22 protein-coding genes, 1 tRNA gene and 2 pseudogenes are annotated in these 25,933 nt (G+C 56.7%); 14 read left to right on the plus strand and 11 right to left on the minus strand.

Annotated features, from left to right (window positions below):
* Positions 1-63 precede the first annotated feature (63 nt).
* The 3 genes from RA29_RS22980 (at position 64) to RA29_RS17860 (ending at position 5,418) form a co-directional block, all read left to right on the plus strand.
* Positions 64-1,329: a calcium-binding protein gene (locus tag RA29_RS22980; protein ID WP_052249760.1), complete on the plus strand. Its 1,266-nt coding sequence runs from the start codon at positions 64-66 to the stop codon at positions 1,327-1,329.
* Between the two features lie 278 nt (positions 1,330-1,607).
* Entirely contained in the window at positions 1,608-3,665 is a 2,058-nt protein-coding gene (locus RA29_RS22085) for a calcium-binding protein (protein ID WP_052249761.1), read from the plus strand.
* A gap of 931 nt (positions 3,666-4,596) precedes the next feature.
* On the plus strand, positions 4,597-5,418 hold the full coding sequence (locus RA29_RS17860) for a serine hydrolase domain-containing protein (RefSeq protein ID WP_241462644.1): 822 nt from the start codon (positions 4,597-4,599) through the stop codon (positions 5,416-5,418).
* Between the two features lie 96 nt (positions 5,419-5,514).
* Here the strand turns inward: RA29_RS17860 and RA29_RS17865 are convergent, their stop codons facing one another.
* On the minus strand, positions 5,515-6,378 hold the full coding sequence (locus RA29_RS17865; protein ID WP_039688505.1) for a LysR family transcriptional regulator: 864 nt from the start codon (positions 6,376-6,378) through the stop codon (positions 5,515-5,517).
* A gap of 124 nt (positions 6,379-6,502) precedes the next feature.
* On the opposite strand from RA29_RS17865, the gene RA29_RS17870 reads away from it, so the two are divergent.
* The 3 genes and pseudogenes from RA29_RS17870 to RA29_RS23665 form a co-directional block, all read left to right on the plus strand.
* Positions 6,503-7,498, plus strand: coding sequence for a hypothetical protein (locus tag RA29_RS17870; protein WP_193743575.1), 996 nt, complete (start codon positions 6,503-6,505; stop codon positions 7,496-7,498).
* 88 nt (positions 7,499-7,586) lie between these two features.
* Complete coding sequence (locus tag RA29_RS17875) at positions 7,587-8,390, plus strand: nucleotidyltransferase domain-containing protein (RefSeq protein ID WP_039688509.1); 804 nt, start codon at positions 7,587-7,589, stop codon at positions 8,388-8,390.
* A 414-nt stretch (positions 8,391-8,804) separates the two neighbouring features.
* Positions 8,805-9,134, plus strand: a pseudogene (locus RA29_RS23665) (AAA family ATPase); the annotation flags it as partial.
* A gap of 137 nt (positions 9,135-9,271) precedes the next feature.
* On the opposite strand, the gene RA29_RS17885 reads toward RA29_RS23665, so the two are convergent.
* From RA29_RS17885 to RA29_RS17905, 5 genes are read right to left on the minus strand one after another with little or no spacing between them, the layout of a single operon-like run.
* Positions 9,272-10,276 carry a hypothetical protein gene (locus RA29_RS17885; protein WP_039688513.1) on the minus strand — a complete coding sequence of 335 codons (1,005 nt, stop codon included), beginning with the start codon at positions 10,274-10,276 and terminating at the stop codon, positions 9,272-9,274.
* Entirely contained in the window at positions 10,273-11,112 is an 840-nt protein-coding gene (locus RA29_RS17890) for a class I SAM-dependent methyltransferase (protein WP_082029600.1), read from the minus strand. Before RA29_RS17890 ends, RA29_RS17885 begins: the two co-directional genes overlap by 4 nt.
* A complete protein-coding gene (locus RA29_RS17895) occupies positions 11,034-11,840 on the minus strand; it encodes a glycosyltransferase (RefSeq protein ID WP_039688517.1) in 807 nt (268 codons plus the stop codon). The genes RA29_RS17890 and RA29_RS17895 overlap by 79 nt, the downstream gene beginning before the upstream one ends.
* Positions 11,837-12,634 (minus strand): PEP/pyruvate-binding domain-containing protein, encoded by a 798-nt coding sequence (locus RA29_RS22570; protein WP_082029601.1) that lies wholly within the window; start codon positions 12,632-12,634, stop codon positions 11,837-11,839. Before RA29_RS22570 ends, RA29_RS17895 begins: the two co-directional genes overlap by 4 nt.
* Positions 12,635-12,640: 6 nt before the next feature.
* Positions 12,641-14,443 carry a PEP-utilizing enzyme gene (locus RA29_RS17905; protein WP_193743577.1) on the minus strand — a complete coding sequence of 601 codons (1,803 nt, stop codon included), beginning with the start codon at positions 14,441-14,443 and terminating at the stop codon, positions 12,641-12,643.
* A gap of 136 nt (positions 14,444-14,579) precedes the next feature.
* Here RA29_RS17905 and RA29_RS17910 point away from each other — a divergent pair, with 136 nt between their 5' ends.
* The 5 genes and pseudogenes from RA29_RS17910 (at position 14,580) to coaD (ending at position 19,990) form a co-directional block, all read left to right on the plus strand.
* Positions 14,580-14,846, plus strand: coding sequence for a hypothetical protein (locus RA29_RS17910; protein ID WP_039688523.1), 267 nt, complete (start codon positions 14,580-14,582; stop codon positions 14,844-14,846).
* Positions 14,847-14,918: 72 nt separating this feature from the next.
* The gene (locus RA29_RS17915) at positions 14,919-15,911 is read left to right on the plus strand and encodes a hypothetical protein (protein WP_152613074.1); all 993 of its coding nucleotides are present in this window, start codon (positions 14,919-14,921) and stop codon (positions 15,909-15,911) included.
* 15 nt (positions 15,912-15,926) lie between these two features.
* Positions 15,927-16,520, plus strand: coding sequence for a 3'-5' exoribonuclease (locus RA29_RS17920; protein WP_039688527.1), 594 nt, complete (start codon positions 15,927-15,929; stop codon positions 16,518-16,520).
* Between the two features lie 1,291 nt (positions 16,521-17,811).
* Positions 17,812-18,084: pseudogene (locus RA29_RS17930) on the plus strand (transposase); the annotation flags it as partial.
* A 1,366-nt stretch (positions 18,085-19,450) separates the two neighbouring features.
* Positions 19,451-19,990 carry a pantetheine-phosphate adenylyltransferase gene (coaD, locus tag RA29_RS22090; protein ID WP_052249762.1) on the plus strand — a complete coding sequence of 180 codons (540 nt, stop codon included), beginning with the start codon at positions 19,451-19,453 and terminating at the stop codon, positions 19,988-19,990.
* 506 nt (positions 19,991-20,496) lie between these two features.
* Here coaD and RA29_RS17945 read toward each other — a convergent pair.
* From RA29_RS17945 to RA29_RS17960, 4 genes are all read right to left on the minus strand, one after another.
* A tRNA-Arg gene (locus RA29_RS17945) sits at positions 20,497-20,573 on the minus strand.
* A 69-nt stretch (positions 20,574-20,642) separates the two neighbouring features.
* Positions 20,643-22,025: a HAMP domain-containing sensor histidine kinase gene (locus tag RA29_RS17950; RefSeq protein ID WP_039688533.1), complete on the minus strand. Its 1,383-nt coding sequence runs from the start codon at positions 22,023-22,025 to the stop codon at positions 20,643-20,645.
* Between the two features lie 12 nt (positions 22,026-22,037).
* Complete coding sequence (locus RA29_RS17955) at positions 22,038-23,456, minus strand: FAD-dependent oxidoreductase (RefSeq protein WP_039688534.1); 1,419 nt, start codon at positions 23,454-23,456, stop codon at positions 22,038-22,040.
* 5 nt (positions 23,457-23,461) lie between these two features.
* Positions 23,462-24,193 (minus strand): TVP38/TMEM64 family protein, encoded by a 732-nt coding sequence (locus RA29_RS17960; protein WP_039688536.1) that lies wholly within the window; start codon positions 24,191-24,193, stop codon positions 23,462-23,464.
* Positions 24,194-24,511: 318 nt separating this feature from the next.
* Between RA29_RS17960 and rpmH the strand changes: the two genes are divergently transcribed.
* The 3 genes from rpmH to yidD all read left to right on the plus strand — a co-directional run bounded on the left by rpmH (position 24,512) and on the right by yidD (position 25,306).
* Positions 24,512-24,646: a 50S ribosomal protein L34 gene (gene rpmH / locus RA29_RS17965; protein WP_005980833.1), complete on the plus strand. Its 135-nt coding sequence runs from the start codon at positions 24,512-24,514 to the stop codon at positions 24,644-24,646.
* 70 nt (positions 24,647-24,716) lie between these two features.
* Positions 24,717-25,064: a ribonuclease P protein component gene (gene rnpA / locus RA29_RS17970; protein WP_241462652.1), complete on the plus strand. Its 348-nt coding sequence runs from the start codon at positions 24,717-24,719 to the stop codon at positions 25,062-25,064.
* Positions 25,061-25,306: a membrane protein insertion efficiency factor YidD gene (gene yidD, locus RA29_RS17975; RefSeq protein WP_039688539.1), complete on the plus strand. Its 246-nt coding sequence runs from the start codon at positions 25,061-25,063 to the stop codon at positions 25,304-25,306. Before rnpA ends, yidD begins: the two co-directional genes overlap by 4 nt.
* A gap of 24 nt (positions 25,307-25,330) precedes the next feature.
* Here yidD and RA29_RS17980 read toward each other — a convergent pair whose 3' ends face one another.
* On the minus strand, positions 25,331-25,858 hold the full coding sequence (locus RA29_RS17980; protein ID WP_039688707.1) for a DUF3833 domain-containing protein: 528 nt from the start codon (positions 25,856-25,858) through the stop codon (positions 25,331-25,333).
* Positions 25,859-25,933: the final 75 nt, after the last annotated feature.

A 25,933-nucleotide genomic window follows, 5' to 3' on the forward strand; every position in this document is an offset into this window, starting at 1 on the left:
AGCAAGAGTGCGAACCTTATTTTAGTATAAACTTAAAGACGGTAAGTAGAGAGGATATCTCTTATGACGACCACTTACACGATCGAGGGCGTTGCAATCTCCGGTGATTTTGATGACGATATTGGAGGCAGCATTACCCCTGCAACATTATCGATCACTTTTGCAGACGAAGTCGCATCGCTTTTATATGCTTTCTCAGGCTTTGACGACTTCCTGCCCGGTATAGAATTTACTTCACCCGCGGCAATTTCCGCGACATTGAACGGCGTCGAGCTTGACGATATTGAAGCGGGTGGCTTTTCCTTCGCAGAAACCCTGCTAGGCCAGTTGGATTGGAGTCAGGGTAGGAGCACTTTGCTGGATTTTTTCTTTGAGAATCCGAGTACTGAACAGTTCGTTGACTATATTTTTGTGATCAGTGGACCAGATATTCCCTTCGGTACAAGCGAAGACGATTTCTTTAGCTTTTTGACCTCTGAGTTTCCACAGCTCGACAACCCAAACCTTACAGACGATCAGTTGGATGACCTTTTTGATGATCTATTTGCCCCTGCGGCCGGAGCATTTGCACAGGGTGTCGAAATTCCGTTGGATATCATATCTTGGGACAGTGTTCTGAACAACGCAGTTCCAATTGACTTAACTGGTACAAGCGGAGATGACGAGCTTGTAGGTGATAGCGCAGCGGACCGTCTGGACGGTCTTGCGGGGGACGACACTCTGAACGGGGGTGATGGGGCTGACACGCTTATCGGAGGCGCGGGCAACGACAGTATCACGGGCGGCACCAGCACTGATGACTTGCGCGATATTGTCTTTGGCGGTGCTGGCGATGACACGATTGACGGCGGCTATGGCAATGACGAGCTGCGCGGAGACGCGGGCAATGACAGCATTGCAGGGGGCTTTGGCGCTGACACAGTTATCGGCGGCGCGGGAGACGATACGCTAACAGGCAGCGCCTTTGGAGACCTGATCTTTGGCAGCGATGGGTTTGATTTCATCAACGGGGGCTTTGGCTCGGACCGGGTGAATGGCGGCGCGGATGGGGACCGGTTCTTTCATCTGGGTATCGCGGACCATGGCTCGGACTGGATCCAGGATTACAATGCGGCGGAAGGTGACGTGTTGGTCTACGGCGGGAATGCGACGCGGGATCAGTTCCAGGTAAATGTGACGAACACCGCGAATGCCGGTGCTGATGATGTTGACGAAGCGTTTGTCATTTACCGGCCCACCGGACAGATCCTGTGGGCCCTTGTGGATGGTGATGGGCAGTCAGAGATCAACATTCGGATCGGCGGCCAGGAATTTGATCTGCTCGCCTGATCACCCGTTTTCGCACCGTCCAGACGAAATGGCTCAGCGATTGATACTGAGCATTACCCCAAGACTGCCGCGGTTCTAACGAACTGCGGCGTTTAACATGTGAACAAGAGCCTTTCCGTACAAATACAAATCATCATTCGCGCGTCTTGGCCCAAACCGGAACTTGCGATTTTTGCCTATTACGAATCGTTGCGCAGTGTAACGATGCCGTAGGGTGCGCTACCGGAGCTTGATTTCAAGCTGTGCCCATTTTTAGAAGGAAAACGTAGGGACACGCCATGTCAATTGATCATTCCGTCGTAGCCGATAATTCTCTTTTGCCCTTTGCGACCGAGGACGCGTATCGGGTCCCTCTGGGTGATGACAATTACGGAGCAGGCATCGACCTCGCACCGGTTTTCGAGAACGGGTTTTCATTTTTCACGTTCGATTATGACTTTCTACGCGTCAATACGAACGGAAACATCCAACTGGGTCGTGAGGGCCAATGGCGTAGCGCGTTTATCGATGCGCTGACGTTTGACCAGGATGCGCGAGTGGCGCCCCCAGGTGTGACCAACCACGGGGTTTGGGTGGATTTGAATACGGACCGCGATTCCGTGGTCATCACTTGGAACGGGGTTGGGCAATTCTTTCAGAACGTCCAGACGCCCAGCACATACCAGATCGAAATTATTGATCGCGGCGATGGCGATGCGGAAATCATTTATCGCTTTCAAGACATATCAACGGGTCGGACAGGCAACGGTGATTTCAGAAACTTCGAACGGGGCGATACTTTCCTTGATCTGGATATGCCATGGGCGGGTTTTTCGGCTCCGATCAGGCCAAGTCTTCTCGATGAAATCGAAGGCAACACAGGCGTCACGGGCGTTTGGCAAATTCGCGTCGAAGATGGATTTATTCGGCAAGCCGACCTGCAATTTGCGGGCGTGAACCCCACTGCGACCGCGCAGGATGACATTTTGGTCGGCGGATTTGGTGACGACACACTGCGCGGGCTTGAGGGTGACGATAGCCTGTCCGGTGGTTTTGGCGACGATGGTATGATCGGCGACGCTGGCAATGACACAATCGACGGCGGTGATGGCAACGACAGCATTAACGCTGGGTCCGGCGACGATTCTGTTCGCGGCGGGGCGGGCAATGACAGCATCGGCACAGCGGATGGTGATGACTTTGTCGATGGTGGATTTGGCGACGACATCATTTTCGCCGGAGAAGGCGAAAACCGCATCATCGGCGAGAATGGACGAGACGTTATCACGACCGGCAATGGCAATGACAACATTGCCGGAGACACTGCAGAAGAGGACCTCACGTTCGACTATTTCGGGGGCAGCGATGTCATCAACACGGGTGGCGGAGACGACACTGTTTCTGCCGGGGCTGGAAACGACACAGTCCATGGCAGCGATGGAAACGATTTGATCTTGGGCCACACTGGTCAGGATTACCTGACCGGTGGCGACGGCAACGACACGATCAATGGCGGCATCGACAATGATAGTATTCTGGGCTCGACCGGTGACGATGTCCTGAACGGTCAATCAGGTAGGGACACAGTCAACGGTGGCGAAGGTGACGACCTGATCATGGTGACTGACATCACCTTTGAACGTTTCGGATCGTTCGGGTCCGAATTCAACGGCCGAAATATCCTGAATGGGGGGAGCGGCCAGGACACGATCACCGGCTCCTCGCGGAATGATACGATTGGAGGGCAGGACGGCGACGACCTAATCGATGGCAACGGCGGCGGCGACCGGATCGGTGGCGGCGCTGGTAACGATACCTTGCGCGCGGGCGACTGGAACACGCAAGGCAACGACTGGTTCTTTGGCGGCGAAGGCGACGACAGCATCTTTGGCGGCGGAGGCAACGACACGTTGTTTGGTGAAGAAGGCAATGACACACTGATCGGCAGTTGGGGCCGGGATGTCATCCTGGGCGGAGACGGCGACGATTTTATCTTTGCCTCGGAAGGGTTTGACGAAGTGACAGGTGGTTTAGGCGCAGACACGTTCTTTGCTTCGACCGAGTTCACTGACGTCACGATTGTCACCGACTACAACGCGGCCGAAGGCAATGTCCTGGTGCTGGACGGCACCGTGTTCGACTTTGAAAACTTCCGGTTGCGCGGTGACCGTCTGACGGACTTGAACGGCAACCCGGCTGAGTTCCGGAGCCTCGAACTGGTGTATCTTGGCGATGACGGCACGTTGGAGCAGACGCCCTTTGCCATCGCGAATGCGACCGAGGTGGACCGGCTGGTCATTCGCCTTCCCGAACCGGGCGAGGCTGGTCGGATCATCGAACTGGATTTGTTGGGATAAATACCGCTGGGCCGGGCAAGGCGCTGGGCCATGTGCTACGAAAAGCCCCCGGCAAATTGCCGGTGGCTTGTGTATTCAGACGAAGTCGTGCATCGGCTGCGCAGTGACGCGAAGCGCGCTGGCCGCTGCTATGGCGTTTGCGAGCGCTGGGGCCAGACTGCAACCGGCGCTCTGCAAAGGCTGACAGGCATGTTGGCGACCTGCAACACACCGCTGTCGTTGAAGAAAGATGGTAACAAACTCTGCACAGCCTTGGGTGGAAATTCTCTCATAAGAAGACGCAGCCCGCTGAGCAGTCTCAGGGCACCGTCGAAGTTGACAGTAACCGCGGTTTTGGCACGGTCGTCAGCCTAGTCTTGCCGTCAACTGATCAAATCCCGCAAAAGGTTCAAGGCCCAGCAGTTATCGACCTGAACACTATCGGCACGCCGCAATTGTTCTCGGTTATGTTGGTTGATGATAACAAGCAATTGCTTCGCGCAATGGCCATCATGCTTGAGCGGGAAGGCTATAGTGTATCAATCTTTGAAAGCGGGTCAGATGCACTGGAAGCCATGGCCAACAATTGGTTCCCGGACTTGGTCTTGACTGATGCGGTTATGCCTGGCCCAGTCCAAGGTTGGAACGTTATTCAGCACGTCCAAACGCATGCCCCACAAGTACCGACAACTCTTATAACGGCCCGCGTACGGCGTCCAAGCTATGCAGAACGCTTCCCGCATCAATTTACCATACGCGCAGAGTCACGCTTTGGAGCGTGAGACAGATCTGGCCAAGATAGTGAACGGCAAGGGCGACTAGATGTTCTACGGCCACGCCCTTCAGTCTGGTGACGGCTTGGCAAGTTGGTGTCTGCTGGATCTGAGGGCTTTCAGGGCTGGCCTGATCCGGCATGCACAGAATGGCTAGGCACGTACAATGAGCGCAGATCTTGGACGGTTTTCCACTATGGAGCTTCACCAAAACCGTTATCTCAATCTGCGCTCTCAGACTGGTGGAGAACGGTCAGTTTTGCCTAGATGAGAAGCTGGACGGAGAAACCTTCACGTTAAGACAGATATTAGGTCACACATTGGGTTTGCCCGACTATGGCACACTGGAGAGTTATCATGCCGCTGTGGCTCGGGCTGACCCGCCCTGGTCTCGTGAAGAGCTCCTAAATGCGACCATGGAACAAGGGATGCGGTTCGTCCCTGGTCAGGGCTGGTCCTATTCGAACATTGGCTACATGTTCGTGCGCGAGCTCATTGAAGAACGAACTGGTCAATCACTCGCGGACGCAATTTCCACATTCATTCCAGAGCCGTTGGGCCTGTCTGGCATCGAGTTCTGGGACTGCTCTGTTCAGTCATCGAGACTGCACTGGGACGCCGCCGACCGCTGCGATCCAAATTGGGTTTATCATGGGTGTCTGATCGGCACCGCATCCGAAGCAGCGCGTTTGCTGGATGCTCTCTTTCGAGGCCAGCTGCTTGGATCGGAAGCCTTGAGGGAAATGCTCGAACGACGAACTCTCGGTGGCCCTATTCAAGGCCGTCCTTGGTCCGAATGCGGGTATGGCCTCGGTCTTATGTCAGGGTCTATGGATAACGTGGGTCGCGCGATTGGTCACTCTGGTGGTGGTCCGTTCAGCGTGAACGCCGTGTATCACTTTCCAGATTTACCCGAGCCAATCACTGTAGCCTGCTTCACTGATAGGACGGACGAAGGCATCGCCGAAAATGCGGCGGTAACAATCGCGCAGTGGGAATGACGGCTTTGTCCGCGTTGCCGACATCGCCTGGGCCGGTGTGATAGGTCTGGTCCGCGGACTTTGCTGCCGTTTGCCTTTCAAAACCGAAGGTCCGCATCACTCGAATTCAGACGCAATCCAGTCAACGATCCGCCTTATGCGCATCTGTCCCAAATGGTCCTTGGACCATGAGACATAGAGCCCATCATCAGACGGGTCGGGATCGACCCAAATCTCCACAAGTTTCTTCGTTTGTAGATCATTCTCCACCATGTATGTCGGTGCGATTGCAACGCCATGGCCGCCGATGGCAGCATCGAGCGCTAAGGCAGATCGGTCGAAGTTGAGCAGCTTGTGTGTGTCTCCATGCCCGGTTTCCTGAATCAGCTTTTCCCACCGTCGGTGCGCATCCTGAAGGAGCGGCAGCTTCAGCAAAGTCTCTAGTCCGATTGGCCAATCCGGTCGCAGAAAATCAGGGCTGCATACAGCGACCAGCCGGATGTCCGCGAGGCGGCGCGATCCGTGAGCTGCATTCGTGTCGTGCGCTTTGCCAGGCCAGATTGCGATCTCATTCCGGCCCAGACTGCGCGCCAGAACCTGCTCGTGGACCTGTGTGGTGAGGAACACGTTCGGAAACTTGGCCGCGAAAGCGTCCATCCGGGGCATCAGCCATTTCGTCGCTGTGGAAGACCCAAGGTGAAGTGTGACACGATCAACGTCCTCGCCAATGCTCACAAAGGCAGTGTCGAGGATCGCCAAAGCGTCTTCCATCGCTGCGTGACAGCGCTCACCTTCCGGCGTCAGCGAGACACCGCGTGCGCCGCGCACAAGAAGAACCACCCCCAACTCGATTTCGAGCTGCTTGATCCGCTGGGAGACTGCGCCACGCGATAGGTTCAGATCCTCAGCCGCGCGTTGCAGGTTCCCATGCGATGCGACGATAGAGAACACACGGAGCGCGTTCAGGTTCACGTTCTTCATTCGATACCTTGGAGGCGATAGTTTTTCTAAACGCTGATAGAATTATCCCGCTTTGTCAATTTGCTGCAGGTGGCCGATACAAGCGGGCACGCAGCACTCAACGATAGCTAAACGAGATCGAGGGATGACCCAAACAATCCGACCAGTGAGACCCGATGACATGCCGCGCCTGGTCGAGCTCCTTATGCTGGATGCGCGGGAGCGCCATGCAAAGAATGCCATCCTCTGGAAGATGGCGGACGACGCGCCCGCGCAAATCGAAAAGGCGCTGACATTTGCGCTAACGGCCGAGCAACAACCTTTTCGACAGTTTTGGCATGTCGCGGACGATGGGGGTCAGATCACGGGTGTTATTCATTCGATGATGCTGCCGGTTCCCCCAATCTATGCAGGCCCGTTCGGCGAGCCGGGACTGATCCTGCCCGACTCTTTTGTGGCAACCGATGCACCAAGCGGCACTGTAGAGGGCCTGTTGGCCGCAGCCGAGGACGCCCTTCACGAAGCCAGTGCCCGGATCAAACTGGCATCCTATGTGCCGGGCGAAGCTTTGCGAACCGCGTTTGAGGCAAGCGGTTATGAGCCCCTGACACTTTATCTGTCGTGCAGTGACCTTGGCGCTCAGGGAATGCCTGATGTTGTTCGACAAGCGACGGAGGACGATATTGCAGGTATCGTTGAACGCAGCGCCGAGAACCGGCAGGTTCTCTTTGACATCGACCCTTTCTGGGAAATTCATCCTGACGCTGATCCACGTTTTTCGGCCTGGATGACGCGGAGCCTAACACTTCGGGATCGGGACATGATGGTCCTGGGAGCGCCCGAGGGTTTGCAGGGCTACATCATCGCACAGCCCGCCTCACGGCTGCACTTTCCCCCGGCCCACGACATCACGGGAACGGGTGTGATCGATGACTACTACCATCCCGAGCTGGCCAACCCGGCTGCGCTTGACCGAGGAAGTGAGGGTTCCAATGCGCTGTTGCGCGCGGCCGAGGTGGCGTTCGCCAATCGTGGTGTGGGCGCCGCCTTTGTCGTCTGTCCGGCGGGATGGACGTCCAAAATCGAGTTGCTGGAAGCTGCTGGCTACGAGACCGCGATGGTCTGGTCCATCAAGCGATAGCACCCGCCATACCGCTCTAGTTGCAGCCCTCAACGGCTTCTTTACGTCGCTGAAGTGCGAACCTGTATGCCTTTGAAAGGAAAAGCTCATGAAGTCAGAGCAAGTCATAGAGACGATCAGCAACGCACTACGCGATCATTCCGCCGTTCGCGGCCTTTTCCTGAGCGGCAGCTTCGGCAATGGACGGGCAGATGCCTATAGCGACATCGACTTCGTGCTGGTGTCGGAAGACGGACTAACCGACGAGGTTGCCGAAGCATGGAAGGCCGCCGTCGCGCGGACCGGCGATATCGTGATGTGGTGGGATCGGAATGTTCGTACTGCTCTGATCAACGCCATCACCGCAGACTGGACACGCACGGATGTGATCATCCTGAAGCCTGAACAGTTTGCGGCACACAACAAGGCAAGCCTTCGGCCTCTCTTCGATCATGCCGGTCTTTACGACCAGCTACCGAAAGAGCGATCACAACCGCAGGCTTCACCGGCGCGCATGTTCCGTCGGATCGAGGAGTTCATTCGCATACTGGGGCTTCTGCATCTTGCGGCAGGCCGCGAAGAATACATCAACGGTGTCGCGGGTATCTTCAACCTGCGCACCAAACTGATCGACCTCATGATTGAAGAAACCGCTTCGCCGGATCGAGGCGGAGCGCTTCACCTGAACCGCCTGCTGACCGAAGAACAGAAAGCGTCGATCACGGCCTTGCCCGCGCCTGTAGCAGAACGGGAGGCGATGATTACAACACACCTTGCCTATGCGAAGGCCTATCTGCCGCGCGCGCGGCGACTCGCGAAACAGCGTGGCGTGGACTGGCCAGAAAAGTTTGAAGCCGCAACCTGGGAGAAGTTGAACGAGGCTTTGGGTGTTGAGCGACCCTACGAATTGTAGAGCTGACGCTCTTCATCATGTGGCATTCTCAATACACATCGAGCGTGAGGCGCCCCAAAAGCTGACATTCGCGGCAATGCAGAAATCGAGAAGTCTGGGCTCGCTACGGACATCCGCCGCGATCTTCATGATCGGCCGCTTTGCGGTCTGGGTCAGAAATGCTTGACGTTAGGGCCAGATTTGCGTGACGCGGCCCGTTGATCGGACTCGAAAAAATCTTCCGCTATGAGCGAACGCGCGGCGTCCTGGAACCGCAGTGACCTGGAGGTGCAGGCGTTGCAATGGGGCAAAGGTGTCAGCCCTGATCAGATCCTTGCGGAAGTGGATCGCCGCATCGACGAGGGCAGCCTCTTTGTGACGGACGCGCACACCATCACCGACAAAGCGTCCGTCGCCTTGGAAAGCTCGATCCTGATGACCTTCCACGCCGCAAAGGAGACACCTGCCCTCGACCTGGCGACGGAACCAGATCGCACACCTGAGGCGTTGCTTGCACGGCGCCTTGCTGTTTCTCGCACTCTGACAGAGGGACAAAAAGAGGCGATCACAACGTCGCTCACGGGTGCAGGGCGCTATGTCGGGGTGCAAGGCTTTGCAGGAACCGGCAAGACCTTCATGCTTGAGCGCGTCAACGCCTATGCAAAAGAGAGCGACTATGAAGTGGCGGGCTATGCGCCGTCCCACCAGGCTGTCTCTGAGTTTAAGAGTGTTCTCGGCGATGCTGCCACCCTGGCCAGCTTGATTGCAGCTGAACGTCATTCGCCTGAATGCAGCTGTGGTATGCACATCTATCGGCGGTGTGCATGTCGCTCGCGAACTGGATCGGATTGCCGAATTGCGCGGCTAAGTGTCTACTGGTTGAGACGTTTTTTGGAATTGCCTCAAAGAGCGCGTGCTAGTCTGACGGCCGCATAGGTATCTCCACGCGCGCGTCGCAAGCCCAAAATCGGAATATTTTCCAAGCTGCGCGAAAGAGTTGCGTCACTTGATCGACCCACATCCAGAAACTCTAGCCAAGCTGGACGGACATAGCCTTGGCAGTCAACCAAAGCTTGCCGAAGAACGTCATCATTTAAGCTAAGCATGGACAACGTGCCTCCTTTTGGCGCCGTCGCATCAAAGGCGCAGACAACAATCGCGCTTAACGCACCGCTTAGAATGATCCGCTCAGGCAGCAACGAGGCAACCTCCGACAGATATATGCGCGTCTTTCCGTCATCCCCATAGCCGCGCCCGATACTTGCCACCAAGCCGCGTAGTTCAGCGTGCTGCTGGACCGTTCCGAAGCCGATCCGCAGCGTCTCTGGCAGCGCGACAACCTGAGCGGGAGTCCCGGCCTTTAGCAGAACATGGTCATTGGCAACAAACGACCAATTCTGGGAAAGAACAAAATCCATACAAAGGCTTGTTTTACCTGCACCTTTGGGGCCGACGAAGGCAACAATCTGCCCGTCGTGAAACACTGCCGAAGCATGCAATTCTCCCCCACCCGCGGCCAGTATACGAGCCTTAAGCGTAGTTGAGATCACCCGGTAAAGCGCCACAAATGCAGGCAATGGCCCCGCAGGTAGTGACAAGGTGATCCGGGTCGGTGACCTACAGGTCATCGTCATCGACTGGCAACCCCAGGTCGGGACTTCCCGCTGCAGGCGCTTGCCGAAGATCGCATTTTCGCCAATGCCGAACATTGGTTCGGTTCCTGGCTCCCAAACGTCGGGCGCCTCGCTGACAGAGAGTTCAATCGTCAAATCTGCGACCCGGTCGGTTTGCTGCGCCCAGGAGTTTTCGGTTTCCTGCTGGATGAAAGCGACAAGCTCAGGGTCTGCATTCGATACATCGAACCGCAGGCCGCCAACTTCGAATGGTACTACCGCTGTATGGCTCATTTTTCGAAAACCAGATGTAGAAAGGCAGGCGCAACATTGCGCCAACGCCGCAGATGCCCATTCTGCGCTACGGCTTCGGCACTAGGTACAGGTTCATGCAGTGCACTAAGCCTGAGACCTGCGGACAGAAAAGGTCGCAGGGTGTCTTCCAGCGTCCGCTCCTGCCGCTTAACCGAAAATCCGGCACGACCCGCTTCCCGCGCTGTCTGAAACCTGACCACGCCGGGCACATCAGACCGAGAGGAATATCGAAAAAGATTGATAGCATGTGCCCCGTCGCACTTGGCCCATTCCATTCCGCCATGACTGAAACATGGGTGCAGCAGAGCCAAACATAGACGACCGCCTGGCCGCAAAGCGCGCTCTGCACCAAAAGCGACCGGCTCGAGACGTCGTGTGCTCATTAGCAGCATGAAGCCTACGATCAGATCCGCGCTTTCGCGCTGCTGCAACGCAAACGGCGCGTCCGCACACACGACATCGTATCGAATGTTTGGTGCGGCGTTTTCTCTTTGCGCCGACACTATCATTTTGCGCGATGTATCCAGCCCGGTGACCCGAGAGGCGTGGGTTGCAAGACGGCGGGTCATCGCTCCGTTCCCGCATCCCAAGTCAATCACATCACGGCCATCAAGCGGACCCAGCAGGTCTACGAATGCAGGCCAGTTGTACTCCTCGCGGACCCTATCAAACCCCGCGTTGAGCTGTCTGCTCCAGTCGTCTGCGGCAGTATCCCAGTCTGTTGAATCTGCGCACATTAAAGCTGTCCAGCCGCCACTTGATAGGATGCCTTCCACAGCACATCCGCTTCGGACAATGGGGTATGCAGATGCCATGGCTTTGGCCGCTTCTCCTCGCGCCCTGCCCAGTGCACCAGACGAATGAATGGCCTTAGCGCCTGGAAGTCTTTGTCATCGTCCAGTTCCGGATGACCGGCGATATACATGAAGTTGTAAATCTCCGGTAAGGTCTCTACCCGAAGGTCCGAATGGCACTCGAGATATGCATTGATCAAGGGTTGATCCGCCCAATACCCTCCCGCATCGCTGTCGAGACGCAGCATCTCGTCCGCAACGCTCTCTGACAAAAGCCGCGAACCAATAACCATTAGTCCCGAGTTGAAGTGCCCAGCCTTTGGCCTTCGACAAGGCACCGCCGCAAAGTCACAGTCAAGAAACAGCAGCTCGCTCAGATCTCCTAGGCAAAGCGTATCGCTGTCCAAGTAGATTACCCGTTCGACATCTGTCTGGCGGAAGCTTTCCAGAGCAAGGAAGGCAGGCCTGTGCTTATCCGCTTCCAAAGCCTCGTCATAGGCGTCGCGCCAAAGGCAGTCGACGAAAGTGACGTTTTCATGCCGCGTCAAAATGCGCGCGCGCGCGTCGTCACTCACGCGTGCGTGATCCTGATTCTGCAAGATTCGGACAGGCAATTGCGAGAAGCCTGACATCTTAGCACCAAGCGAGTGAAGCAATGTCTCGAGGCCAGGTAAAAACCGGTCGTCGCATACGGTGCAGATCGCTGCGCGTGGGGTTCGAATGCCAAGCGGGCGCATTGTGTCGATCATGACGGCTGTACCAATGGTGTTGTAACAGGACGCGATTGAAGCAGAGTTAGGTATTCCTCACCGGTCCGTGTGTCATCGGCGAAAGCGAACTCTATGTCGTGCCGCAGCCCGAATTCCGCATCATGGCGCAGGGCCACCTCCAGAAGCGCATCGATACGTCGAGGGGGCAGTATGCGGCCATCCTCACCTGAAACCATCCGTGCACCTGTAAGACGGTCGACCACCGTCTTGACCATCGCGTAACCATCTACAACCTGCCGACACGCACCATATGCGGCCTCGATCCGGACTTGCGACGGGTCACCTGTCAATGGATCGCAGGTAAACAACACTCCAGAAACAGTTGGATGAATCATTTCTTGCAAAATCACCGTACCTTCGCTGTCGTCGTTCGGTGGGCTGGCAGCGCGTTTGCGATAGGAACGAAGACTGTCGCATCTAAGACTGTCAGCCACCCTACGCATTGCGCGCAGTATTGCGCGTCGGCCGGTGACATTGAGAAGGCTTAGGCCAAGTCCCGCACCCGCCGCCCCTGCGGTATCCTCAAGCACCGAACTCGATCGGACAGCCAGGGGCGCAGAGTTCATCCTATCCGATATGAAAGCTTCGGCGGCGCGACCCAGATTATCCTCGCGGGCAGCCGCCACATCATCGGTAGGTACAATCGCGAAATCCGGTGTGGTAAATCCGCGATGCCGCAGTGCCAGGAGGCCTGCGGCTTTTCCGCCCAAAGTGCGCCAGCAAGAAGTCCGCTGAGCAAAGTAACAATCAGAGATGGCAACAGTCTGGTGCATTGCCGTTCAGTCCTTCTTGTCCAATAGGTTGATTCTTCCTGTCTTGCCGTCGATCTCCACCATTTCGCTGGGTTGAAACCTGGTCATCGCGTCCGGTACACCAATCACTGCGGGCTTGCCGAACTCACGGCACAGGATCGCGGCATGGGACAGCACGCCCCCGTACTCACAGATTACGCCTCCAATGCCCGACAGGCTGACGCACCAGGACGGCGGCAAAATACTGCAAACGACTATAGCGCCTTCGGGCGCGTGGCTGAGATCTTCAGCACACGTGGCAAAGTAAAGCGGCCCGCGCACAACACCAATCGAAGCTCCTTGTCCGCAGATCGTGCCCCCGCGTTCTGAAACTTGTCTCGCCGCAGCGACATTTTTATCTGTGATACCGAACAGGCAGATCAGTATGGGGTCGCTGATATGATCCGGTACGTCGCCGAGGAAGCGTTCCGGCGGACGCGCTGCCTCGTAGCGCGCCATTGCGCTGCGAGCGCGATCCAGTCGGTCTGTCCAGTATTGCGGCCGAGCACTTTTCGTTCCAGCCGCCCAATCAGCAGCTACTTCATACAGCATTTCACCTAGAGACCAACGATCCAATAGAACGATATCATCAACCGAATCCAACCATCCCAAATCGTGCAAGACCCTCCCCAAGGCCCGCAGACGTCGCCAAAACACAGCCTGAAAACGATGCTCAATGTATAGGTTGTGGTTCTCCAGATACGGCGTCACCCGCCGCGCGCGATCATAGGCGGCCTCAAAGCGCGTTCGCATCTCTGAATTGTCGATCAGCGAAAGGCTGCGCGACAAGATCTCTGCCGGGTCAGGTTCCTGTTTGTCTAACTTTGGCCCCCGGCGAAGCGCGTCCTTTATTCGGTCCAGAATGATCGACGGGTGGTCATTCCAGACCTTGTCGAAATACGAAAAGCCGATGCCGTCAGAATAGTCGAACCAATCCGCCCGCGCTGCATCAAGCTCGGCGCACCAAAGGCCGGTGTTCCGGTCTTCCTCACCGCGGACGGCAATCGCCTCAAGGCTTTCCGCTTTCAGCACCTTATCAACAAGCTCCAAGCGCTCCGCCAAACGCGCAAGAGCGTCGATTTGCCGTTGCGGCTCGTAAAGCTCCAGATCTCCACAACGGAGCAACGTATTGACTGTGGCTGGATCGGCCGACGGAAACGCTTGCTCAAACACTTCGGAAAACTGCAACAACGCTAGATAGCCGATGTTGAGCAATTCGAAATGGTACTGGTATGCTTGGAACAGCCCCTCCACTAACTTGGACAGAAATTGGCAAAGATCGTGTCCTGACGATAGGCCACCTCCATCAAGTGCCCGGCCCTCATTTTCCAAGTCGTCAAGCCTTGGCAACGGTAAATGATTGAGCGACGCAATGAGGCTATTCACTTTCAGGCGCCAGTTGCTCTCGTAGTCCTCAAAACGCTCAAACATATGCGCGGTGCGTTTTTCGAAAACGGGTGCCCGCCGGTCAGCTTCTGCCGCATGCGGCGGCGCGACCGGTGAGAAATAGACGCGCCCGTGGTGCACGCGGATGTCGAGGCCGTTGGACATAGGAAAGGCCAGCATCCGTGTATTGACCTGCCCCAGACCAAGTTTGATCGCCTCCGGCACGATTGCTTCGAATGGGTAGATGGGACGAGGGTGATGTACATCTTCGCGGAACCAAAAGACGTCCGCATCAATACCTTCGAGATCGAGATTCAGATGTCGTGTGTATACGTCGTCAAATGACCGCGACCACGTCCCGGAGCTTTGTGAGGTGAAGATCGCATTTTTGTTTGTCTGAGCCATGGCCTCACCATGGCGCATCCCATCTGGTAGCGGATTGGCAATAGTGCTGCGGCTGCAAAATCGGCGTCAGATCGCGCATCGTTGAATTGCGCGTTGGCCGATAACTGCGCATTGGGTGGCCCTCGGGACAAGCCTAGTGACAGCCGAAAACCTAGCCCGTTCTCTGACTGAGAAACCGAAATTGCAAAAGGATGAAAAAATGAAACAAACCAGTTTTGTAGCGGTCGGCCTTGGGCTTGTCGCGGGAGGTCTGACGTATGCTGACACGGCGCCATTGCAGTCGTTGTCCACGGTTGACATCGCACCGGATGCGTCTTCTGAAGCACCACTTCTGAAAACCGAGGAACGCATCTATATCGTTGCTTCTGCCTCCTCCTCCTCTTCTTCCTCGTCGTTCGCATAGCTTGCATCTGGCAAAAAAGTGTCGGGCCTGGATTGGCCCGACGCACTGTTTGACCCGCTTGGGGACTACACAATGGCTCCGCTTTCTCCTCACCTCCCGCTCGCCCTAGAGGCCCTCGGCAGCTGGGCAACCGGCAAAACGCATATCGTCGAACTCACGGCGTCTGAGCGCGAGGCGATGGCGCGGTGGCGGATAGAGACCGCATTTGAGGATTTGTCAGCTCCGACAGTGTTTCAAACGCTCTATCGAGAGGTTTTTCAACGTCAGAAAAAGGCGATCGAAGCCGTGCGTGATGATTTGGCGTATTTGGATGTCGCCTCGCGTTACTACAAGGGTGCCGCAGTCATACAGACTGTCCTGAAGGGAGAACCCTTCAGCGTCATGCGCGACATCGATATTCTGGTTCCACCTGAGCGGGCTTCACTGGCGCGCGCACTGCTCCTGCGTCATGGCTTTGAACAATCGGATTTCGACATAACAAGCAAAAACCTGCGTTCCACTGAGCCGGCCCGTATTGCTGCTTACGAAAGCGGGAGCTACGAGCTATATGCGTTCTCGAAGATTGAGCGCTTCAAAGCTCCGCCGGAGCTGGTTCGATGCCCCGATCTATGGCAACGGGCCCCAATCTGGCTCGACAATGACGAGGTGGTCCTTTTGATCACCGTTGACGTCCACCTAAGAGCAGCGAACGATATTCCGGTAGAACCTCTCTGGACGGGCTCTCCTGATCGACCCTTTGTCGATCCATCTGTGGAAGCTTGGCTCTTGGCAACGCGCTATTATCTCGATTTGGTCCGCCAGCAGCCTCGCCCCGTGCTGCGGGATCTTTTCTATCTTGCACGCTTGTTTCCAAAGGCGGACCTTAGTCGCTGCTTGGACTTGGCGACACGCTACGAGACGCTACCGGCACTTTTCTACACCTACGAAACGCTTCGCCAGTTTGGCATGCCGGGCGCTCCTATGGATGAACGTTGTCTGACCCTTGGAGATCGGCGAAATGACTTTGGTTGGCAGTATGGTCGTCTGTGCGGGCGGCTGGATGGCCCGCCCGCCTTTGTCGCCTGAGGCGAAGCAAACGGTATGACACAAACCTTCTATGTAGTTGTCGACATCGAGACGGATGGCCCGGAACCCGGGACACACGCCATGCGGAACCTTTCGGCTGTCGCGACGGATGACGCTGGTTTCGAAGTAAGTTCTCTCTCATTGAATCTCATTCCGCCGGACCACACTTTGCCAGACCAAGGAACGTTGGAATGGTGGCAGACTGAGCAGTCGGAAATCTGGGAACAGATCACAGCAGACCCGATATCTGCCAAAACTGGAATGGAGCGGTTTGAACGCTTTGTACGAGATCTGGATGGCCGGCGGCTATTCGTAGGGCACCCGCTGGCTTTTGATGGGCATTGGGTCAGCCACTATATGGAGCAATACCTGGGACAGGGTCTGATGGCGTTTCCGGGGACGGATGATCCGCTGTTTTTTGGTGCGGGTATTGATCTTCCGTCTTTTGTGTCGGGTGCGCTAAACATCGACTACGGATTGTGTCGGCATGGGCGCTACCCGCCTGAGGTTTCCACTGAGCTTCCGCACACACATCATGGGCTGGATGACGCCCGCGGCCACGCAGACGTCCTGCGCAAAACCATCGGGATCCTGAGGCATAGAGGGTGAGCCTGCGCACACAAGTGGGAAGGTTGGCCGAGGCGGTATCGGCGCATTTGGAACGCCCTGTTTCCGAAAAGATGCTAGCGCGAGCCCTCAAACAACTCGGCATCTCTTCATGCACGCTTCTATGGGAAGCAGACCTTGCTACAACCTGTGGTCCCCACAATGCGACTTCAGAGAGCGTCCTTGATCTCCCTAAAGTGACACGGTCGATGATCGCAGGTGAGATCATTCCGGCTTCAATAGCAGTGGCTCTCTGCTCCGCGTTGGTAGAGCTTGAAAATAGTCCGGCAACTGTCGCCATGTGCTCGCTAAAAGGGCTACGCGGTGTCCTGCACCCCGAACAGGATGAAACGGCGACAATTGGCAGAGCGCTTTTCAGGTATCGCCAAGCCGCCGGCCTGACCGAAGCGGCGCTACATACGGCGCGGGAGGCGGCGAGTATCGGCACTCATCGGATACTCTTTCTTGGCATGGGCCGTTTCGACTTAGTCGTCACCGAAAAAGAGGCATATGCTTGTAGGAACGCCTTGGCGTTATGGCCACCGGCGGAGATGATCGCAGCCCAGATGTATTGGAGACCGCCTGAGATGGATCGCACACGTCTGTGCCGCGACCCGCGCAACGCCGAGGCACGGTTGCACAAGATAAGGGATCGCAGTTACTTTGCGACCACAGCGCCCTCCAGCATCAATCTCACAGATCATTGCCTGCCACAGTCCCAATGGCTTACAGGCGCAGCGTTGGATGGCCAGCTGCATGTACGCGACGAGACCGGTCTAGCGCGCGGGCGCTTGGACATTCGGGGGTGCAGTGCCTTTCTCCGCGGGTGCGGCCCAAAGTTAGCAACTATGCAAACCCGCGGCGCTCTACTTTCCGCGTTTTTCCGGCAGCGGATTCCGAGAATCTGTGAAGATTGGCCAGACATAGCAGTTCTGTTCAGCGGCACAGACGATGCTATTCTGGAAGGACCATCGTGTGACCTTCAGGCTTGTCTGTCAAAGATTTCAAGCGCGGCAAGATCTATATTTGGGATTGAAGCGCATTATTCAGTGGCGCCGATACGGCCAGGCTATCCAGCGGAGACAGCTCGCGCCGTAGCCAAGGACGCCCGAAATCACGCGCCTTCTGGCTAACTAGAAATGACAATAGACAGCGTACTTGCGTTCTTTTTAGCCCAATTCCTTGCAAGTCTTGGGCTCCTGCGCTGACGGTTCAAGGCGTAATCTGGATCGGGTCATTCATGGGGTTACGATCTGAACAGATGAAGGAGAATTTGCGGATGTCTCGAACGCAGGCGGTTCGGGATTGGATTGGAGCCGTTGGCGCTAAGACGGCTTACATCGAACGAGGTAGCCCTTGGGAGAACGGACATGTCGAGAGCTTTAACGCGCGGTTCCGCGACGAACTGTTGAACAGAGAAATCTTCTACTCGCTCAGAGAAGCGCAGATCATCATTGAAGCATGGAGAAAACACTACAACACCAAGCGGCCACACAGTGCCCTAGGATACCGGCCGCCAGCACCCGAAACCATCGTCCACATGGACCCAAGGCCAGTCATGCACTAACAATCAAACCGGACCAGTCAGATCAGGCTCCCCACGGCTGCACCAACGACTGCATTGGTTCAAACTTCACCCTATTCGCCTTATCCAGCACCACTCAAGTTAAGGACGGCATACACGCATAGCAGGGTAAAATACACGGGCAGCAATACGAGATATAGGCGTCCCATGAACCTAATGAACGATGAAGAGTTGAGCTGTTCTTCGCTGTTACGTGAGAACAGCGCCATCGTCCGCCCTGTTAACAGGCAAAAAACGACTATGATCGTTACGGGCACAAATCCCGCTACTAAAGCTCCCAGCAAAATGACGCTTTGGTATTCGTTCATCTGCAAACCTGCACAAGCTCAAATATCCATGAAAAGATCAGCATTAAGCTGAGTCTGGTCGATGTCGCAGCATTTCGCAATGTGGGCTCATTAGGTAGGTTCGCAGCTTGAAGCACCTGTGCCGGCTTCGCGACGGCGCTGCAATTGAGCATAGCACCGGTAGGTGGGGCGGTTGCGGCCTCGGCATCATCAGTATGACTTTCAACGGACAACTCTTTCATAAACAGACAGGCATGCAGAGCAAAAGCTATCCTCCATGCAAGTAGGAATTGGCTCGTATCCCTGACTAGAGTCCGCCCACTGGATCATAACGTCAGACACTGACGGACGTGCTGGGTCATAGTTACATTCTTGGTTAGAAAAACCTGTATACATCCCGCAATCACGGGGCACGCTGTACCAAAGCGTTTCCGCTCGGACGTTCATAAAATTGACGGCGGCAGGATGACCCCCAAGCGTTTGAAGCCAGTTTGCTCTTCCTTGAAAGTGTGCCGAACAAGAAAGCGGACTGGCGTTTTCTTGCGAAGACAAATCTGATCCCAACAGCGCGATCACCATCATAGTTGGCCAAAACAAATTTCGGGTTGGCGACATGCTCAGTTTGGACCTTCAATATCTCAAGGTGAATGTAGCGGACATTCGAAGAGAGTGCAGCATTTGTCAGAGTGGGCTCGAAGCGGGCCTTGGGCTGAACGTCGATCCGGCCTAGTGTCAGGTCAACACAAAGGAGCCCTGATCAAAGGTCCGATCTGCGGACGGAGCGCCATTTCGCTGCACATGCGCCAAGGTCTGCCTACTGAGCTCTGCAGGCGGCCATCGCCCAGTCTGCAAGATCACAGGCCAACTAACCTCAAGCTTTTCAGGATGTAACAGCTATACTACATCAACAATCCACTGGCGTTGCCAATCGATTTTACCTTGCGCCTTGAAGGACAGCCCGGAGCTTATGTCGCGCTCAGAACGTTGTCGGTCACCAGCAGACAAAGCATTTGATGTGCCCGAAGCTTGTACCCAATCGAGTTTCAACCCGAGGAGCTAAAATGGCAAGACTGAAACCAACAAAGTGCCTATACGCCGGATCGTTCGACCCCATAACGCGCGGACATTTGGACGTTGTCAGTAAGGCACTAAAAACTTTCGATATTGTTCATATTGCCATTGGCACCAACGTCAAGAAGCGTCGGATGTTCGAAATTGCAGAGAGTGTTGATTTAATAGAGAAATCACTCGTTGAAACCTGGCCTCAGTCTGCGAGGAAGGACTCTAAGGGAGCCCTTTTGAAAGGCACGCTAGAGATTGGCGAGTTCGAAAACAAAAGCCTAATCAGGTATGCGAACCAGATTGGCGCAACTCACATTGTGAGAGGCTTGCGGGAGGCCAGCGACTTCAATGAAGAGTTCATGCTTCACGGTGTGGCAGCGCGGATAGATCCAAGCATTTTAACGATTCATTTCATCTGCGAGCCAGAATTCCTCCATGTCTCATCAAGTACCGCCAAAGAGCTGGATAGTATGGGGGAACCTATTGACTGGCTCGTCACACCGTCTGTGCAGGATGCTTTCGCTCGCAGGCGCAGCTAGTTGGCCCCCGCGTTTGTCGGACCTCGGTTAGTAGCGGTTACGACTTGGGGCCTTCCAAATGCCGACCTTCGTACATCCCGCAGCGCTGGTCGATTTGGGCTCATAGCCGACGTTTTCTGCATTGCGACATCAATTGAGGCGGGGCCGATGGTCCCGCCGCTTTTGTTTCTTGGGCCAGCGGGATTTGGACAAGCCAAATGCCCGTCGCCGCCAGGGTGAGGGCGCCGCCCTCCCCCTCGGGGCAACCCTATTAGACAGGGCCGTGTCCTCGGCTGCGCCTGCGGGCCGCACCACCCCTGTCGAATAGCATTGCCTCGCCCCCTCCCGCGTTCGCCACGTGGCAGATTTGCAGGAACAGGTGGCTGCGCCGTCTGCCCTCCAAATCGCCCCCGATTTTCCGGCTGGGAAACGGGATCAAACGAAACAACCCAAATGGGCCAAATCGGCGGATCGGGTCAGTTTATGACGCAAAGGTCAAAATTATCTGACGTTCGACACAATGGTAGTGGCGGACCGAGGAGGATTCGAACCCCCGACCCCTTGATTCGTAGTCAAGTACTCTATCCAGCTGAGCTATCGGTCCACTGGTCGGCGGTTTAGTCCCGCGCGCGAGGCTTTGCAAGGGGGTATCTGAGCAAATTCGCTGATCACACTAGATGTCTTCACCTTTCGGCAATCGGATGGAAAATACGGTGCCCTTGGGACCCGTCCGATCCAGCTCAAGCGCCCCGCCATGCCCGCGCACGAGTTCCTGCGCAATGGCAAGACCCAAACCCGTGCCACCCTTGGCTACACCGCCTTGAAACGGCTGGAAGAGATGCTCCTGCGCCTTGGGGGGCAGCCCCGGGCCTGTGTCTGCGATCTCGATCCACCAATTGTCGGCATCCTCATAAGCCGACACATTGATCTCACCGGGTTTGCCGGTCGCGATGATCGCCTGCCGCGCATTTCGCACCAAGTTGGACACGACGCGGAACAACTGCTCTGGATCAGCGCGTAGGGAAAAGAGTGGCGGGATATTCTCGCTCAGCGACAAATCGTGATCGCCAACAGCTAATCGCTCGCTGTCCAACACATCTGCCACCAGATCATCCAGCGTGAAGATCATCAGCGTCGGGCTCGGCTCTTCCGCCTTGCCAAAGGCAAGCGTGCTTTCACACAGGTGCACCGCGCGGGTCATCGAATTGACCAACTTGGGAGCCATGCGGCGCACCAGCGGGTCTTCGGACGCTTCGATCCGGTCGGTGAACAGCTGGGCCGAGGTCAGGATATTGCGCAGATCATGGCTGATCTTCGAAACCGCACTCCCAAGCTGTGCAAGCCGATCCTTCTGGCGCAGGGCCGAAATAAGTTCCGTTTGCAGGCTCCGCAACGCCTCTTCGGCCTCGCGCAACTCGGTCACACCCGCATTCGGCGTAATGATCCGGCGCGCATCCTCTGGCGCTGCGGCGTAGCGCTGCATATGGCCCACAACACCGCGAATAGGCTTCACCAGAATGGCCCGCACCGCGATAAACAAGAGCCCGGCTGTGACAATCGAGATCACCGCCGACAGCACCAGAATGCGTATCCCATAGTCGATCATCGCCGCGCGCAGCGGCTCGGTTTCCATCGTCACCTCGATGAGCAACCCCGCCTCGCGCGTGGGGGCCCCGATCACGCGGATCACCTCGTTCTCAGGTTCGACAATCCGCATCAGCGCATCGCGGATCAGCACCGGCGCAGTCCCGTCACGCAGATCAAAGGTCGCATCGATGGGCTGCGGCATGGGCGAGGCGAGCATCAATTGCCGCACCTCATCCCGCCGCAGAACCACGTTGAAGACACCCGCGTTCTCCAGCAATTCCTCTTCCAGATCGCTGTCGATCATGTCGTCGGCGAGCAAGGCCAGAGATGCAATCTGTGCGCGCTCAAGCCGGTTCTGAAGATACTCCTCCCGAAAGCGCGCGATAGACGGGACAAAAATCAACACCTCCGCCAGCATGACGAAGATCGTGGTCAAGATTAGGAACCGGCCGGAGAGTGAATTCATCATCGTGCTATGTGGTCAGGGAATAAGGCGCTGCACAAGTCCCACGACGCGCTTCACCGTCGGGTTTTCGAAAAGTCGCGGGCTGAAATAGGCACCCGCCGCGCGCTTATTGACCTCGCCGATGGTGGGATAGGGTGACACCATGGCCGCGACTTGGCTCATCTTCATGTTGTTGGCGATGACCAGCGACCACAGGTTGATCAACTCGCCCGCCTGATACCCAGCAATGGACACGCCCACAGGCCGCCCCTTGACCACCATCACCTTGATCAGCCCGTCCGTCTTGCGCTCTGCGATAGCGCGGTCGTTGTGGTTGTAGTGAAAGCGCACCACCTCCACCTTGTCGCCGTACTGCTCCTGCGCCTGCGCCTCTGTCAGTCCCACCTGTGCCAATTCCGGGTCGGTATAGGTGGCCCAGGGGATATGCGCGGTCTTCGTCTTTGCTGGCAGCGCAAAAAGCAGCGAGCGGATGATGACGCCCGCGTGGTAGCCCGCCACATGGGTGAATTGCAGTCCACCGGCCACATCACCCACTGCATAGACACGACTGTTGGTCGTGCGCAGGCCGTCGTCGACCTTGATGCCAGTCTTCGTCGTCTCGATGCCAGCAGCCTCAAGGTTCAGCTTGTCGGTGTTCGACTTGCGGCCCACAGCCACCAAAAGATGCGAGCCATCAAAACGACGCCCGTCCTTGGTGTGCACGGTGACAGAGCCATCCGAACCTTCGATCTTCTTGGCCAAAGCGCCTTCAACGATCTCGATCCCCTCGCGGCGCAGGTTGGTCAGCACGACCTCGGCCATCTCAGGATCATCCTTGCCCAGCGCCTTGTCGCCTTCGATCACGGTCACCTTTGACCCGAGACGCCGATGCGCCTGCGCCATTTCCATACCGATAGGACCACCGCCAATGATCAGCAGGTGATCCGGGCGCTCGCGCAACTCCCACAAGGTCTCGTTCGTCAGGTACGGCACAGTATCGATGCCATCGATAGGCGGCACAAACGGGCTCGACCCCGTCGCAATCACCACGCGCCGGGCCTTGATGACGGTATCTCCCGCCTGCACCTCGGTCTCGGAAATGAACACGCCAAACTCGCGAATGACCTGCACGCCCAAACTCTCGAACCGTTCCTGGCTGTCCACGGGTTCAATCTGCGCAATCACCTGCGCCACGTGATCCTTGGCCGCGGCATAGTCCACCTGCGGGGCGGCATTGGCCACGCCGTACTCCGCGCTGTGGGTCTGGCCATAGGCCGCCTTCCCGCTTGCAATCAGCGCCTTCGACGGCACGCACCCATAGTTCAGGCAGTCGCCACCCATTTTGTGCCCTTCGAGCAGGACAACCTTGGCGCCCATTTGCACGGCACCGGCTGCAACGGACAGGCCACCTGACCCGGCGCCGATCACCAGGATATCGGTCTTGATACGTTTCATTGGGATTACAGACCTTTCTTGCCCGTCACGGCCTTCACCACCACCGGCAGCAGGGACAGCGCCGCCAGCCCGAGGATGGGCAGCAGAACATGAGGTTCAAAGATAATGCCGAGATTTGGCGTCTCGCCGCGGGCAAACACCTCACCTAACCCAGCGCCCACGGATGTATATACAACCGATCCCGGAATGATGCCCAGAAAGGTCGAAATCACATAGCGGTGAAGCGGCACCTGCATGAAGGCGGGCACAAGGTTAGCCACAAAGAACGGGACCACAGGCACCAACCGGATGACAAACAACATCGACCACTGGTTTTCATCAATGCCGTCCTTGATCTTCTTGATCGTGCCCTTGGACGCTTCCATGCGCTGGCCCAACGTCTCGCCAAACCCGTGACGCGCGGCAAGGAATATGACCGTCGCGCCAATGGTCGCCGCCGTCACGGTAAAGACAGACCCGAACACCGTGCCAAACAGGAACCCACCGGTCAGGGTCGCGATGCTCGCCCCCGGCAGCGAAAAGCCAACAATCAGGATGTAGATCGCAACGTAAACCAGCGCCGTCAGCAGATAGTTCGTATCGCGGAAATCAATCAGCGCCTCGCGATTGTCCGCCAGCGTCTGAAAGCTGAGATAGTCGCGCAGGGTAAATGCGCCTATGGCTGCAACGATCAGAATACCGATCAGCGGCAGGTTCCGCATCAGGCCCGACTTGCGGGGTTGGCTCGTGTCAGTCATTCCGTATCCTTTGATCGCACAGCATCAGGGCGGCGCATGTTCGGCGGTTTGTGACCTGAAAATGCGCCTGCCGCACGCCGCAAAACAGGGTGTTCACAGCCCCTTGAACGGATAACCCACTTTCCGTGAGGTTTTTTCGGCCCAGACCACCGCATTGAAACATACCAACCGGCACGCGCACCGATTTGTTGCAAGGATGCCGAATTTCGGTGTCCAAAGGGTTTACTTGAGCCACATGCGGCTTTAGAGGACGGGCTTCGAATACTACCCTTCCCCGAATCCGCGGGTGCATGGGTCAACACATCCGGAGCCAATGCGATGAAACGCACCTATCAACCTTCGAACCTCGTGCGCAAACGCCGTCACGGTTTCCGTGCCCGCATGGCAACCAAGGCTGGCCGCAAGATCCTCAACGCCCGCCGTGCCCGCGGCCGGAAGTCGCTGAGCGCGTAAGCTTTCCCCGAAAGGGATGACAATGACCCCGCCGGAGGCCGCTTTGCCCAGCTTTGACGCTGGCGAAGACATGCCGCCGGCGGGGCCTTTGTGTTTTGAGGTTCTGAAAAAGCGCGCCGATTTCCTTCGGGCGTCCCGTGGGCGCCGCGTCGTGATGCCCGGCTTCATCCTTCAGGCGCGCAGCCGCAACGACGATGGCCCCATCCGCGTCGGCTTCACCTGTTCGAAAAAGGTCGGTAACGCAGTTGCCCGCAACCGCGCCAAACGCCGCCTGCGCGAAGTGGCCCGCCAAGTCATCACGCGCCACGGCAAACCCGCCACCGACTACGTGCTTGTGGGCCGCGCCGAAGTTACCGCCACCCGCCCCTTCGCACAACTGATCGCAGATTGCACAGCCGCGCTGGCACGTCTCCCATGACGCCCCTCGCCTTCATCGTATCCCTGCCCGTCCGCGCCTACCGCCTGATCTTTTCCCCTTGGGTCGGTTTCAACTGCCGTTACCAGCCGACCTGCAGCGCCTATGCAATGGAAGCCCTCGAAACGCACGGCGCGATCAAAGGCACATGGCTCGCCGCCCGCCGCATCGCCCGCTGCCACCCATGGGGCAGCAGCGGCTATGACCCGGTGCCAAGATGCAAATGCGAGCGCGACGATCCCTAGTGGATCACTTTGTGGACAAAGTGATCACCGCTCTTTCTCAAAAGTGATGATCACATCGCCAATATCCACACCCGCCCGCTTCATATACGCGCGGTTCAGCAATCGGTCGTCGCTCAGCAACCACATCCAGTCGTCAAATGTCACGCGCAGCGTTCCGTCCGGCACCGGCAGATCAATGGTGTATTGCCAATTGAACGTATCCCCCTTCTCCTCGCCGATCGCGATCCCAATCACCCCCGGCGCCGTCCCCTGCCAACTGTCAGGCCCCGTTTTTGTCAGGGTCCAAACCCGCCGCTCGGTGCTCTGATCCTCGTAGACAAAATCCTCGACCAGCGTCAGCGTCTCGCCATCCCAAATCCCCTCAATATCCACGGTAAAGCGACGGCGCACCGTGCCAAACACATCCTGAAACTGGCCATAGGCCGTCAACCGCCCGTCAAAGAACTCCTCAAGGTTCAACTGACGATCCGACAGCACCTCATCATCCAGCGACGGCTTGCCGGTACAGGCACCAAGGACAAACAGCCCCAAAACCAAGATCATCCACCGCATCGCATGCCCTTTCGTGCTTTGCATGGGATACGGCGCACGCACTCTTTTGGTTCACGCCGCCCTTGGTGTAAGAGA

Origin of the sequence: Tateyamaria sp. ANG-S1, assembly GCF_000814025.1 — a bacterium.
Taxonomy (GTDB): Bacteria; Pseudomonadota; Alphaproteobacteria; order Rhodobacterales; family Rhodobacteraceae; genus Tateyamaria.